The organism is Pseudomonas sp. NBRC 111139, assembly GCF_001753955.1.
Lineage (GTDB): Bacteria > Pseudomonadota > Gammaproteobacteria > Pseudomonadales > Pseudomonadaceae > Aquipseudomonas > Aquipseudomonas alloputida.
On record NZ_BCBP01000108.1, the window covers coordinates 1 to 13,575 of the forward strand.

14 protein-coding genes are annotated in these 13,575 nt (G+C 62.7%); 9 read left to right on the forward strand and 5 right to left on the reverse strand.

Annotated elements, in window-relative coordinates:
• Positions 1–120 precede the first annotated feature (120 nt).
• The 3 genes from BJQ17_RS28350 to rpmE all read right to left on the reverse strand — a co-directional run bounded on the left by BJQ17_RS28350 (position 121) and on the right by rpmE (position 2,607).
• Positions 121–1,389, reverse strand: coding sequence for a malic enzyme-like NAD(P)-binding protein (locus BJQ17_RS28350; RefSeq protein ID WP_004575488.1), 1,269 nt, complete (start codon positions 1,387–1,389; stop codon positions 121–123).
• A 178-nt stretch (positions 1,390–1,567) separates the two neighbouring features.
• On the reverse strand, positions 1,568–2,389 hold the full coding sequence (locus BJQ17_RS28355) for a thermonuclease family protein (RefSeq protein ID WP_004575487.1): 822 nt from the start codon (positions 2,387–2,389) through the stop codon (positions 1,568–1,570).
• A 2-nt stretch (positions 2,390–2,391) separates the two neighbouring features.
• On the reverse strand, positions 2,392–2,607 hold the full coding sequence (rpmE, locus tag BJQ17_RS28360; protein ID WP_003249127.1) for a 50S ribosomal protein L31: 216 nt from the start codon (positions 2,605–2,607) through the stop codon (positions 2,392–2,394).
• Between the two features lie 167 nt (positions 2,608–2,774).
• Between rpmE and BJQ17_RS28365 the strand changes: the two genes are divergently transcribed.
• The 3 genes from BJQ17_RS28365 (at position 2,775) to BJQ17_RS28375 (ending at position 7,618) form a co-directional block, all read left to right on the forward strand.
• Positions 2,775–4,994 carry a primosomal protein N' gene (locus BJQ17_RS28365; RefSeq protein ID WP_070096949.1) on the forward strand — a complete coding sequence of 740 codons (2,220 nt, stop codon included), beginning with the start codon at positions 2,775–2,777 and terminating at the stop codon, positions 4,992–4,994.
• Positions 4,995–5,181: 187 nt separating this feature from the next.
• On the forward strand, positions 5,182–6,918 hold the full coding sequence (gene argS, locus BJQ17_RS28370) for an arginine--tRNA ligase (protein WP_003249124.1): 1,737 nt from the start codon (positions 5,182–5,184) through the stop codon (positions 6,916–6,918).
• A 1-nt stretch (position 6,919) separates the two neighbouring features.
• Complete coding sequence (locus BJQ17_RS28375; RefSeq protein WP_070096950.1) at positions 6,920–7,618, forward strand: SPOR domain-containing protein; 699 nt, start codon at positions 6,920–6,922, stop codon at positions 7,616–7,618.
• A 91-nt stretch (positions 7,619–7,709) separates the two neighbouring features.
• Here BJQ17_RS28375 and BJQ17_RS28380 read toward each other — a convergent pair whose 3' ends face one another.
• Positions 7,710–8,129 carry a TM2 domain-containing protein gene (locus BJQ17_RS28380; protein WP_003249120.1) on the reverse strand — a complete coding sequence of 140 codons (420 nt, stop codon included), beginning with the start codon at positions 8,127–8,129 and terminating at the stop codon, positions 7,710–7,712.
• A 166-nt stretch (positions 8,130–8,295) separates the two neighbouring features.
• Here BJQ17_RS28380 and BJQ17_RS28385 point away from each other — a divergent pair, with 166 nt between their 5' ends.
• Entirely contained in the window at positions 8,296–8,922 is a 627-nt protein-coding gene (locus BJQ17_RS28385) for a C40 family peptidase (protein WP_003249118.1), read from the forward strand.
• A 127-nt stretch (positions 8,923–9,049) separates the two neighbouring features.
• Here the strand turns inward: BJQ17_RS28385 and BJQ17_RS28390 are convergent, their stop codons facing one another.
• Entirely contained in the window at positions 9,050–10,048 is a 999-nt protein-coding gene (locus BJQ17_RS28390; protein ID WP_054888583.1) for a type IV pilus twitching motility protein PilT, read from the reverse strand.
• A 65-nt stretch (positions 10,049–10,113) separates the two neighbouring features.
• Between BJQ17_RS28390 and BJQ17_RS28395 the strand changes: the two genes are divergently transcribed.
• The 5 genes from BJQ17_RS28395 to BJQ17_RS31505 all read left to right on the forward strand — a co-directional run.
• Positions 10,114–10,800 (forward strand): YggS family pyridoxal phosphate-dependent enzyme, encoded by a 687-nt coding sequence (locus BJQ17_RS28395; RefSeq protein WP_004575484.1) that lies wholly within the window; start codon positions 10,114–10,116, stop codon positions 10,798–10,800.
• Between the two features lie 38 nt (positions 10,801–10,838).
• Positions 10,839–11,657, forward strand: coding sequence for a pyrroline-5-carboxylate reductase (proC, locus tag BJQ17_RS28400; RefSeq protein ID WP_004575483.1), 819 nt, complete (start codon positions 10,839–10,841; stop codon positions 11,655–11,657).
• A gap of 10 nt (positions 11,658–11,667) precedes the next feature.
• A complete protein-coding gene (locus BJQ17_RS28405; RefSeq protein ID WP_060544911.1) occupies positions 11,668–12,258 on the forward strand; it encodes a YggT family protein in 591 nt (196 codons plus the stop codon).
• Positions 12,259–12,357: 99 nt separating this feature from the next.
• Complete coding sequence (locus BJQ17_RS28410) at positions 12,358–13,497, forward strand: homoserine O-acetyltransferase (protein WP_003249108.1); 1,140 nt, start codon at positions 12,358–12,360, stop codon at positions 13,495–13,497.
• Between the two features lie 7 nt (positions 13,498–13,504).
• The coding region (locus BJQ17_RS31505; protein WP_218188956.1) for a methionine biosynthesis protein MetW at positions 13,505–13,575 on the forward strand (71 nt) is incomplete at its 3' end.

Below are 13,575 nucleotides of genomic sequence, written 5' to 3' on the forward strand. Positions count from 1 at the left end.
TCGATCTGATAGGCGCCACAAGTGCCCTGACGAACACCTTGCAGCCCTGACACATTCCCAAGCCCCAACAAAAAGCCCCGGCTCATGCGAGCCGGGGCTTTTTTATGTCGCTTGCGGCAATCAGCCGTTGAACACTTCATCCACGCTGGTCAGCGGGTAGTGCTTCGGATATGGCAGGGTAGCCACGCCGGATTCGATGGCAGCCTTGGCCACAGCATCGGAAACGACGGTGATCAAGCGTGCATCCAGCGGCTTCGGAATGATGTACTCACGGCCGAACTCCAGGCCTTCAACGCCATAGGCTTCGCAAACTTCCTTCGGCACTGGCAGCTTGGCCAGGTCTTTCAGGGCGATAGCGGCAGCGATCTTCATCTCTTCGTTGATACGCTTGGCGCGAACGTCCAGAGCACCACGGAAGATGAACGGGAAGCCCAGTACGTTGTTGACCTGGTTCGGGTAGTCGGAACGACCGGTCGCCATGATCACGTCGTTGCGAGTGGCGTGCGCCAGCTCTGGCGAGATTTCCGGGTCCGGGTTCGAGCAGGCGAACACGATCGGGTTGGCAGCCATCGACTTCAGGCCTTCTGGGCTCAGCAGGTTCGGGCCAGACAGACCTACGAACACGTCGGCACCGTCAAGGGCGTCGGCCAGAGTACGCTTGTCGGTCGCGTGGGCGAACTGCGCCTTGTACTGGTTCAGGTCGTCACGGCCAGCGTGGATCACGCCACTACGGTCGATCATGAAGATGTTCTCGACCTTCGCACCCATGCTTACCAGCAGCTTCATGCAGGAAATGGCAGCAGCGCCGGCGCCCAGGCAGACGATCTTGGCTTCTTCCAGTTTCTTGCCAGCGATTTCCAGGGCGTTGATCATGCCGGCGGCAGTCACGATGGCAGTACCGTGCTGGTCATCGTGGAACACCGGGATGTCGCACTGTTCGATCAGGGTACGTTCGATTTCAAAGCACTCAGGCGCCTTGATGTCTTCAAGGTTGATGCCACCGAAGGTGATCGAAATGCGGCGAACGGTGTCGATGAACGCTTGCGGGCTTTCCGATTCGACTTCGATGTCGAACACATCGATACCGGCGAAACGCTTGAACAGAACACCCTTGCCTTCCATGACCGGCTTGGAAGCCAGTGGGCCGAGGTCACCCAGACCGAGGATGGCAGTGCCATCGGAAATCACCGCAACCAGGTTGCCTTTGCCGGTGTATTTGTAAGCCAGCTCTGGATCACGGCCAATTTCGCGCACCGGCTCTGCAACACCTGGGCTGTAGGCCAGGGCGAGGTCACGGGCGGTGGCAGTGGGCTTGGAGAGTTCAACGCTCAGTTTCCCCGGACGAGGTTGAGCGTGATATTCGAGAGCGGCGGTTTTCAGGTCTGACATGGTGGGCATTCCGCTATTTACTGTTCTGACGGACCGCCGAGGATACGCAAAGAGCCGGGGAGCCACAAGACTGGCCGGTCACTTGTGTCAAGGCCTTTAGCCTACGACTTTACGCTACAACCCACGGGGGCATACGACCAACAGTGTGTACAATATCGCAGCGAAATGTCTACATCTTTTAACCTGAAATGCGCTCCAACATGCTTGGATCGGTCAATGGCAACACCCAACGTCGCTGCCCGGGCTTGAGGCCACCCCTGCGGGAACGATCCAGCACCCAGCCGCGCGCTTCGACCTGGCGTCCCTTGAGATTATCGAAGAAGCTGGCGGGGAAGTTGCGCTGCAGACGAGCGGGAACCTGCAGTACCAGGGTACCGCCCAGGGTAAGCCAGACCCCACCACGATTCCGCTCGATGCCTTCGATACGACCACGCACAACAGCGAAACCTGACTGCCTGACATCGCTTGCAGCCACTACGGGCGAACGCCGCCACAGGCCAACGCCAGCCTGGCGCGCTACTTGTTCGGCAAGCTGCTGGCAACCACTGAAACGCACATTAGGGGCAATGGCCACGCGGTAGCCCAAGCCCTCGCTAAGCAATTGTGCTTCCAGATTGTCGCCATTGCGGCTGTAGATGTGCGCCAGTGTGCGACCGTACTTGTCCTTACCTTCAACACCAGGCACCAGCCCGACACGATCGTCATTGGCCTTTACCAAGGCCTGCAATCGCCGCCTGGCAGCTTCGGCATAGGGCTCACTGGTACGCCCCTTGCGGCCTATTTCCGGGGCATTGATACCGATCAGCCGCACACTGCGGCCATCGACCAGACGCAAGGTGTCGCCATCAACCACCTGTCGTACCGCTACCCATTGGGGCTTATCCGGCTGTGGGCAGAACGCCAGGACCGGGAAATGCCAGATAACGCCCACAAAAAAGGCGCCCACAAGGGACGCCTTCTTCAGCAACAATGCGAAGCCCGAAGGATTCGCCCTGCGCATGATTACTTCTTGGCACCGAACATGCCGAAGCGATCGGCGAACTTCTGTACGCGACCACCGGTGTCCAGAACTTTCTGCTTACCGGTGTAGAACGGGTGGCACAGGTTGCAAACGTCGATCGACAGGACGTTGCCCAGGGTCGAACGAGTTTCGAACTTGTTACCGCAGCTGCAGGTGACTGCAACTACTTCGTAGTTCGGGTGGATACCTTCTTTCATGGTCACTTCCTCGAGCTGCGTGCCGCCACCCAACACCAATTGTTGAATACCGCACGTAATTAGGCGGCGAATAATACCAGAGCACACCGTCAGCGCAAGATGTCGCTTGCACCGACCGTCGTCTGCTAGGCTCGCCAGTCCTTGTAACGCCCTCCGAGACTTTCCGCGTGTCCGACGTCATCCTGCGCCTTGCCCTGCCCTCTCCGCTGCGGCGCCTGTTCGACTACAAGGCGCCGGCGAGCATGGCGCGCCAGACCTTGACCCCTGGCATGCGCATCCGCGTGCCCTTTGGCCGCCGCGAAATGATCGGCGTGCTGATAGAGGTGTGCACGCAGAGCGAAGTGCCCGCCGACAAACTGAAGCCGGCCACTGCCCTGCTCGACCCGGTGTCCCCCATCCCCGCGTCGCTGTTCAAGCTGTGCCTGTGGACCGCCCAGTACTACCAGCACAGCCTGGGCGATACCCTGAGCTGGGCGCTGCCCACGCTACTGCGCCAGGGTGAAGCCGCCGAAATGCGCCAGGAACGCTTCTGGCACATAGCCCCTGGCGCCCGCCTGGAGGACCCGCGCATCGCCCGCGCGCCGCGCCAGCGCGACGCCCTCAAGACCCTGGCCCAGCACCCGCACGGCGTGGCCCACAGCCTGCTGGCCAAACTCAACCTGAACAAGGACAGCCTCGACCTGCTGCTGGCCAAGGATCTGGTGCAGATCGAGACGCGCCGCCACTTGCCGGCCCTGCGCCATGAGCACTGGCTGGCACAGCCGGAACTCCCCCTCAACGAAGAGCAACGCGATGCCTTCGACGCCGTGTGCGAGGGCTTTGGCGGTTTCGGCGCGTTCTTGCTGGCCGGCGTCACCGGCAGTGGCAAGACCGAGGTCTACCTGCAACTGATCCGCGAAACCCTGGAAGCCGGCAAGCAGGCGCTGGTGCTGATCCCGGAGATCAACCTCGGCCCGCAAACCCTGGCGCGCTTCGAGCAACGCTTCAACGCGCGCATTGCCCTGCTGCACTCTGCGGTGAACGACCGCGAACGCCTGGATGCCTGGCTGGCGGCACGGGACGGCGAGGCCGATATCATCATCGGCACCCGCTCGGCATTGTTCACGCCGATGAAAAACCCCGGCCTGATCATCATCGACGAAGAGCACGACGGCTCCTATAAACAGCAGGAAGGCCTGCGGTACCACGCCCGCGACCTGGCACTGGTACGCGCTCACCAGGAGAACATCCCGATCCTGCTCGGCTCCGCCACACCGTCGCTGGAAACCCTGCATAACGCCCTGACCGGCCGCTACCGCCTGCTGCGTATGAACCAACGCGCAGGGGGGGCCCGCCCGCCGCGCATGCTGCGCCTTGATGTGAAGAGCCTGCCACTGGACAGCGGCATCAGTGGCCCGCTGCAGCAGGCTATCCGACAGACCCTGGAAGCTGGCCAACAAGTGCTGGTGTTCCTCAACCGCCGCGGCTTTGCCCCAACCTTGCTGTGCCACGATTGCGGCTGGCTGTCCGAATGCCCACGCTGCGATGCGCGCATGACCGTGCACCAGCGCTCCGGCGTGCTGCGCTGCCACCACTGTGGCTATGACGAACGCCTGCCGCACCAGTGCCCGCAATGCAACCACGTCGACCTGCGCCCGGTCGGTGCCGGTACCGAGCGCGCCGAAGAGCGCCTGAAGGTGCTGTTCCCGGATTACCCGATCCTGCGCGTGGACCGCGACAGCACGGCGCGCAAGGACGCCATGCACAACCTGTTCAGCACCATCCAGCGCGGCCAGCCAAGCATCCTCGTCGGCACCCAGATGCTCGCCAAGGGCCACCACTTCCCGCGGGTGACCCTGGTGGCCATCCTTGATGCCGATGGTGGGCTGTTTTCCGGTGACTTCCGCGCCAGCGAGCGCATGGCACAACTTATCGTACAGGTGGCTGGGCGGGCCGGCCGGGCCGAAGAGCCCGGCAAGGTCATCATCCAGACTCACCTGGCCGACCACCCACTGTTGGTCCAGCTAACCGAGCAAGGCTACTTCGCCTTCGCCGAACAGGCCCTGGACGAACGCCGAGCCGCCGGGCTGCCGCCCTACTCGCACCTGGCCTTGCTGCGTGCCGAAGCACACAAGCCGGGGCAGGCCGAAGGTTTTCTCGACGAAGCCTGTGCCACCGCCGAGCGCCTGGTGGCCGAACAGCACCTGCCGGGCATCGAACTGCTGGGCCCGGTACCGGCGCCCATGGAGCGCCGCGCCGGACGATTCCGCGCACAATTGTTGATACAGGCCAATACCCGGGCGCCGTTGCATCGACTGATCAGCGCCTGGTTGCTAGTGTTGGAACAGTTGCCGAGCGGGCGCCAGGTGCGCTGGTCGCTGGATGTCGACCCGGTAGACCTGTATTGAGCTGCAAGCTGCGAGTGACCAGCGGCAAGCAAGCGCCGGGCGGGTGCGATGCCGCTTTTTCTTGCCGCTTGTGGCCCCCAGCTTGCCGCCCAAAGGTTGGCAACCTGCTCCCGGCAACGGATAATGCCCAGTTTTTCCACCTGCGCATCCAGGCGCTCACCGCGCTTGCGGTCGAAAAGAGATCCCCATGAAAGACACCATCCGCCAGCTGATCCAGCAAGCCCTCACCCAACTCGTCACCGACGGTGTGCTGCCTGAAGGGCTGTCGCCGGCGATCCAGGTGGAAAACGCCCGGGACAAGACCCACGGCGACTTCGCCAGCAACATCGCCATGATGCTGGCCAAGCCGGCCGGCATGAAGCCGCGCGACCTCGCCGAAAAACTGATCAACGCCCTGCCGGCCAGCGCCGACATCAGCAAGGTCGAGATTGCAGGCCCCGGCTTCCTCAACTTCTTCCAGAACACCGACGCCCTGGCCAACCGCCTGGATGCCGCTCTGGCCGACGCCCACCTGGGTGCACGCAAAGCCGGCCCGGCGCAAAAGGTGGTGATCGACATGTCGGCGCCCAACCTGGCCAAGGAAATGCACGTCGGCCACCTGCGCTCGACCATCATCGGCGACAGCGTTGCGCGCGTGCTGGAGTTCCTGGGCGACAACGTCATCCGCCAGAACCACGTCGGCGACTGGGGTACCCAGTTCGGCATGCTGATGGCCTACCTGCAGGAAAACCCGATCACCAGCGACGAGCTGTCGGACCTGGAAAACTTCTACCGCGCGGCGAAGAAACGCTTCGATGAATCGGAAGAGTTCGCCACTCGCGCCCGCGGCCTGGTGGTCAAGCTGCAAGCCGGTGACCCCGAGTGCCTGGCCCTTTGGACACGCTTCAAGGACATCTCGCTGTCGCACTGCCAGAAGACCTACGAGCTGCTCAACGTCAAACTGACCATGGCCGACGTGATGGGCGAAAGCGCCTACAACGACGACTTGGCCAACGTGGTGGCCGACCTCAAGGCCAAGGGCCTGCTGGTCGAAGACCAGGGCGCCCAATGCGTGTTCCTCGACGAGTTCAAGAACAGCGAAGGCGACCCCCTGCCGGTGATCGTGCAGAAGGCTGACGGCGGCTATCTGTACGCCACCACCGACCTGGCTGCCGTGCGTTACCGCAGCAACGTGTTGAAGGCTGACCGCGCACTGTACTTCGTCGACCAGCGCCAGGCCCTGCACTTCAATCAGGTGTTCGAAGTGGCCCGCCGCGCTGGCTTCGTCGGCCACCCGATGCAAATGGAGCACATGGGCTTCGGCACCATGAACGGCGCCGACGGCCGCCCGTTCAAGACCCGTGACGGCGGCACCGTGAAGCTGATCGACCTGCTCACCGAGGCCAAGGAGCGCGCCTACGCGCTGGTCAAGGAAAAGAACCCGAGCCTGGCCGACGACGAACTGCGCCACATCGGCGAGGTGGTGGGCATTGGCGCGGTGAAATACGCCGACCTGTCCAAGCACCGCACCAGCGACTACAGCTTCAACTTCGAGCTGATGCTCAACTTCGAAGGCAACACCGCCCCTTACCTGCTGTACGCTTACACCCGCGTAGCCGGCGTGTTCCGCAAGCTGGGCAAAGGCTTTGACGAAGTCGACGGCAAAATCGTGCTGCACGCAGCCCACGAGCAGGACTTGGCCGCGCGCCTGGCGCAGTTTGGCGAAATCCTCAACAACGTCGCCGAAAAAGGCACGCCGCACGTATTGTGCAGCTACCTGTACGACTTGGCCGGCCTGTTCTCGAGCTTCTACGAGAACTGCCCGATCCTCGCTGCCGAAACCCCTTCGCAGCAGCAGAGCCGGCTGCGCCTGGCCGCCCTGACCGGCCGCACCCTCAAACAAGGTCTGGAACTGCTCGGCCTGGAAACCCTGGAGCGCATGTAAGTTGGCTGCCAAGAAAAAACCTGCCCCGAAACGCGGCGCCAGCCGCCAGACGGCACCGGCCAAACAGCCGATCCCCGGCTGGGTATGGCTGGCGGTCGGCCTGACCGTAGGCGCGTTCATCGTGTTCCTGATGAAGCTCGGACCCGGTGGCGATGACATCAAGCGCACCAAGCCCGAGCAGGAGAAACCGGCGAAAACGGCCGAAGCCGGCAAGCCCGCGCAAGCTACCCCGCAACAGCCGGTGAAGCCGAAGTACGACTTCTACACCCTGCTGCCGGAGTCTGAGGTGATTGTGCCGCCGGAAGCCGTACCAGAGAAAACGCCACCGGTGCCGGCTCAGCCGGTAACCCCGGTGACACCAGCAGAAGCGGCGAAAATCGACACGGCGAGGGCGCAGGCGGCGCTGCTCGGCCAGACCCCACCACCGCCACCACCCGTGATCAAGCCGGCGGCGACCACGCAGTACTTCCTTCAGGCCGGCTCGTTCCGCAAGCAGGCCGATGCCGACAAGGTACGGGCACAGATCATCCTGCTGGGCCAGTCCGTGAAAGTGGAGTCGGGCACGGTCAAGGATGAAACCTGGTACCGCGTGCTGGTCGGGCCGTTCAGCAACCGCGAGCAGTTGACCGGGGCACAGAAGCAGCTGGCTGGGGCCGGATTCAGCAACCTGTTGCTGCAACAGCGGCAGACCCGCCAGTAAAAAAGAAGGCCTTGCCGCGGCGACGCGACAAGGCCTTTTTCATGGGGGGCTGGCTTGCCCCTGAATGGGCTCTAAAACAGCCCCGGTACCGTCAGCCCCGCCCCGCATTCCTCTCGGACACCTGGCTGTTCAACGTCCAGAAGTCATACAGCACCCCCACCAGGAACAACCCGCCGGTAAAGAAGTAGATGATCGCGGTGATCCATTTGCCCTGATACAGCCGGTGCAGGCCAAACACCCCCAGGAAGGTCAGCAGAATCCAGGCGATGTTGTAGTCGATACGCCCGGACTGAAACCTCAGGTCGGCTTCACGGTCCATGGACGGGATCAGGAACAGGTCAATCAACCAACCAATGCCCAGCAAGCCGAAGGTGAAGAACCAGATGGTCCCGGTAATCGGCCTGCCGTAATAGAAACGATGGGACCCGGTGAAGCCGAAAATCCACAGCAGGTAGCCAATGGTTTTGCTGTGGGTGTCGTGAAAGGGCACCCCCTGTTGATAACTGTTCATTCATAGCCCCCGTGGGTTATCCGAAAATTTTCTAAGAAAAAATGTGACTTTCTCGCCGCTACCCGACATACGGCGCCTAGGCAATCGACCAACGGATCAATAACTGATCAAAAAGCTGTTATAAAGTTGCGCGCCCAACACATAACTATTCATAAGAGCTTCATCTATGCCGCCTTTGATCAAGACATGGCTGACCCTCTGCCTATTATTGCCCCTGGCCGCCCACGCCACCAATCGTGAGCAACGTCTTCCCAATGGTTTCACCGGCTACACGACCAACGCGTCGGTGAAACACGCACCCGCCAAGCAGACCGCGCTGCGCGCCCGCCCAAGCAATGCCGTCAGCAACCGCGGTGCGAATGTCGCCGCCATGTCGCCGAAGCAAAGCAGCGATGTGCTGAGCCGTGCGGTAAATGTGCTAGGTACCCCTTATGTTTGGGGCGGCAGCAGCCCGAAAAAAGGCTTTGACTGCAGCGGGCTGGTCAAATACGCCTTCAACGACGTCGCCGACGTCGACCTGCCGCGCACCTCCAATGCCATGGCCCAGGGCCATGGGGTGAAGGTGGCCAAGGGTGATCTGAAGCCTGGCGACCTGATCTTCTTCAACATCAAGAGCCGTCGGGTCAATCACGTCGCCATCTACCTGGGTAACGACCGCTTCATCCACGCGCCACGCCGTGGCAAGCGGGTGAGTATCGACACCTTGAGCAAGCCTTACTGGCAGAAGCACTACGTGGTGGCCAAACGGGTGCTGCCGAAAGAGCAGCAGCAGCTGAGTCTGGCCAAGCGTTAATCTGATCGGCGCTATCCGGTACCGGCCCCTTCGCGGGCACGCCCGCTCCCACGGGTACCGCGTCGCTCTCGCGGGCAGCGCCATACCTGTGGGAGCGGGCGCGCCCGCGAAAGGGCCTTTGCAGGTACTACAAGCCTTTGATCAACCCTCGCTCCCTCAGCCTCCGCAACGCCCCCTCCATCGTCAGCATCCCCTCCGCCGCCCCGCCCTGCATCACCGAAGACAACTGCGCCAACCGCCCCTCCCGAATCAGGTTACGCACCGCCGGCGTCGCCACCAGCACTTCCCGCGCAGCCACCCGCCCACCCCCCACGCGCCTGACCAGCACCTGCGCGACCACCAGGCGCAGCGACTCGGCCAGCATCGCCCGCACCAACGGCTTTTCCTCGGCAGCAAAAACCTCCACCAACCTGTCGATGCTGCTGGTCGCCGAACGCGCATGCACGGTTGCCAGCACCAGGTGCCCGGTTTCGGCCGCGCGCAGGGCCAGACGAATGGTTTCCAGGTCGCGCAACTCGCCGATCATGATCACGTCCGGGTCCTGGCGCAGCGCACTGCGCAGCCCCTGAGCAAAGCCGCGACTATGGCGCCCCATCTCACGCTGGTTGACCAGGCTGCGCTGGCTGGCATGGATGACCTCGACAGGGTCTTCCAGGGTAATGATGTGCAGCGCCCGCTCGCGGTTCAGCTGGTCGAGTAGCGTTGCCAGGGTACTGGACTTGCCACTGCCGGTCGGCCCGCCCACGAGGATCAAGCCATCCCGGCATTGCGCAACAGCTTGAAACACATCCGCAAGGTCCAGCTCACTCACCGTCGCAATGCGCCCCGGAATCAACCGAAAGGTAACCGCCGGGCCATTCAACTGGCGAAACAGGTTCAGCCGAAAGCGCCCAAGCGCCGGCAACTCCAGCGCAAGGTCCATTTCATCGCCTTGGGCCCACTGCCGGCGCTGGTCGTCATCCAGCACGCTCGCCATGCCCTCGTTCAAGGCACCCTGGCTCAAGGGCGGCAAGCCCATACGCTGCAACTCGCCATCCAGGCGCAGCATCGGAATCTGGCCCGTCGCCAGGTGCAGGTCTGAAGCCCCCGCATCCACAGCTCGGGCCAACAGGTCGGTCACATCCATGAGACTCCCCAAAGGCCTTCAAGCAGGTAGAATGCCGCAGACCCTACAGCTGCCGGCATCGATCCATGTCCACCCTAGCAGACAACCTTTCCGCGATTTCCGCCCGTATCGCCAGTGCTGCCCAGGCAGTCGGGCGTGATCCGGCCAGCGTCCAGTTGCTGGCCGTGAGCAAGACCAAGCCCGCCAGCGCTATCCGCGAGATCCATGCCGCCGGTGTGCGCGACTTCGGGGAGAATTACCTACAGGAAGCACTGACAAAGCAGCAGGCCCTCAGCGACTTGCCCTTGATCTGGCACTTCATCGGCCCCATTCAGTCGAACAAGACCAAAGCCATCGCCGAGCATTTCGACTGGGTGCATTCCGTGGACCGCCTGAAAATTGCCCAACGCCTGTCGGAACAGCGCCCTGCCGGGTTGGCGCCGCTGAACATCTGCCTGCAGGTAAACGTCAGCGGCGAAGACAGTAAATCCGGCTGCACCCCGGCCGACCTACCCGCGTTGGCCAAAGCCGTAGCCGCACTGCCCAACCTGCGCCTGCGCGGGCTGATGGCAATCCCGGAACCCACCGAAGACCGCGCCACCCAGGAGGCCGCCTTCGCCAGCCTGCGCAAGTTGCAGGAAGGCCTGGGGTTTGGCCTGGACACCCTGTCCATGGGCATGAGCCACGACCTGGAAGCGGCTATCGCCCAGGGCGCGACGTGGGTACGAATTGGCACGGCCCTGTTCGGCGCCCGCGACTACGGCAACACCTGATTCCATGCTTCACTCACTCTTTTCCACAAGGACCTGACATGAGCAAGACACGTATTGCCTTTATCGGCGCCGGCAACATGGCCGCCAGCCTGATCGGTGGTCTGCGTGCCCAGGGCCTGGACGCCTCGCAGATCCGCGCCAGCGACCCGGGCGCCGAGACCCGCAGTCGCATCCAGGCCGAGCACGGCATTGAAGCCTTCGAGGACAACGCCCAGGCCATCGATGGCGCTGACGTCATCGTGCTGGCGGTCAAGCCACAAGTCATGAAAACCGTATGTCAGGCACTGCAACCCAACCTGCAGGATGGCCAGCTGATCGTTTCAATCGCCGCCGGCATCACGTGCGCCAGCCTGCAAAGCTGGGTGGGCGCTCGCCCGGTGGTGCGCTGCATGCCCAACACCCCGGCATTGCTGCGCCAAGGCGTGAGCGGCCTGTACGCCACCGCTGAAGTGTCCGGCGAACAGCGTCAGCAGGCCGAACAACTGCTGTCGGCCGTGGGCACCGCCCTGTGGCTGGAGCAGGAACAGCAACTGGACGCCGTGACAGCTGTGTCCGGCAGTGGCCCGGCGTACTTCTTCCTGCTGATCGAGGCCATGACCGCGGCAGGCGAAAAACTCGGCCTGCCACGCGAAACGGCCTCCCAACTGACCTTGCAGACGGCCCTGGGCGCCGCGCGCATGGCAGTTGCAAGCGATGTCGATGCCGCTGAACTGCGCCGCCGCGTCACTTCGCCCGCCGGCACCACGGAAGCGGCGATCAAGTCGTTCCAGGCCAGCGGCTTCGAAGCCATCGTCGAGCAGGCGCTGCAGGCTGCAGCCACGCGCTCCGCCGAGCTGGCCGAACAACTGGGCAAATAAGGAGCTTTAGATGAATGCACTGTCAGGCGCCGCGATTTTCGTGGTGCAAACCCTGGTCAGCCTTTACCTGGTCATCGTCCTGCTGCGCTTCGTGCTGCAACTGGTCAAGGCCAACTTCTACAACCCGCTGTGCCAGTTCGCCGTTCGTGCCACCCAACCGCTGCTCAAGCCGATCCGCCGGCTCATCCCTAGCGTTGGCGGGCTGGATACCTCGTCGCTACTGCTGGCGGTGGTCATCCAGGCCTTGCTGATGGGCTTTGTGCTGATGGTCACCTACGGTACCTTCGGCGACGTCCTGCACCTGCTGATGTGGGCGATCATCGGCATCACCTCGCTGTTCCTGAAGATTTTCTGGGTGGCGATGATCGTCATGGTGATCGTTTCCTGGGTTGCCCCCAACAGCCACAACCCGGCGGCCGAACTGGCCTACCAAATCAGCGAGCCCGTGCTGGCGCCGTTCCGCCGCCTAGTGCCAAACCTGGGCGGCATGGACATCTCGCCGATCTTCGCCTTCCTGGCGATCCAGGTGATCCAGTCGTTTGTCATGCCTCCGCTGGCCGCCTACGCGGGCATGCCTCAAGAGCTGTGGCGAATGATCTGAGGCTCGCCAGAGCCAGCGTGCCCCCAGTCGCAAGCCTTTGCTTGCCGCTGGGGGTAGCGCTCTTTAGACTTACGCCTCCGTCAAGCGTGAGCAGGGTCGATGTCAACTGTCTTTCCCGAAGATTCCGTCGGTCTGGTAGTACCGCAAACCGCCCGGTTCGATGAACCGCTGGCACTGGCCTGTGGCCGTTCACTGGCCAGTTACGAACTGGTCTACGAGACCTATGGCACCCTGAACGCCAGCGCGAGCAACGCCGTGCTGATCTGCCATGCCCTGTCCGGCCACCACCATGCCGCTGGCTACCATGCCGCCACCGACCGCAAGCCGGGCTGGTGGGACAGCTGCATCGGCCCCGGAAAACCGATCGATACCAACCGCTTCTTCGTGGTCAGCCTGAACAACCTCGGCGGCTGCAACGGCAGCACCGGCCCCAGCAGTGTCAACCCAGCCACCGGTAAACCGTATGGCGCCGAGTTCCCGGTATTGACAGTGGAAGACTGGGTGCACAGCCAGGCACGGCTGGCCGACCGCCTGGGCATCCAGCAGTGGGCAGCTATCGTCGGCGGTAGCCTGGGTGGCATGCAGGCGCTGCAATGGACGATGACCTACCCCGAACGCGTACGCCACTGCGTCGACATCGCCTCGGCACCCAAGCTGTCGGCGCAGAACATCGCCTTCAACGAGGTGGCGCGTCAGGCCATTCTTACCGACCCCGAGTTCCATGGAGGCTCGTTCCAGGACCAGGGCGTGATCCCCAAGCGCGGCCTGATGCTGGCACGCATGGTCGGCCACATTACCTATCTGTCCGATGATTCGATGGGTGAAAAATTCGGCCGAGAGCTGAAAAGCGACAAGCTCAACTACGACTTCCACAGCGTCGAGTTCCAGGTCGAAAGCTACCTGCGCTATCAGGGCGAGGAGTTTTCCGGCCGTTTCGACGCCAACACCTACCTGCTGATGACCAAGGCACTGGACTATTTCGACCCGGCCGCCACGCACGGTGGTGATCTGGCCGCCACCCTGGCCCACGTCAAGGCAGACTACTGCATCATGTCGTTCACCACCGACTGGCGCTTTTCTCCGGCCCGTTCGCGCGAGATCGTCGACGCGCTGATGGCCGCGCGCAAGAACGTCTGCTACCTGGAGATCGATTCGCCCTACGGGCACGATGCCTTCCTGATCCCCACACCTCGCTACATGCAGGGTTTCTCGAACTACATGAACCGCATTGCCATCTGAGGACAGCATGAGAGCCGATCTGGAAATCATCCACGACTGGATCCCCGCCGGCAGCCGGGTACTCGACCTGGGCTGCGG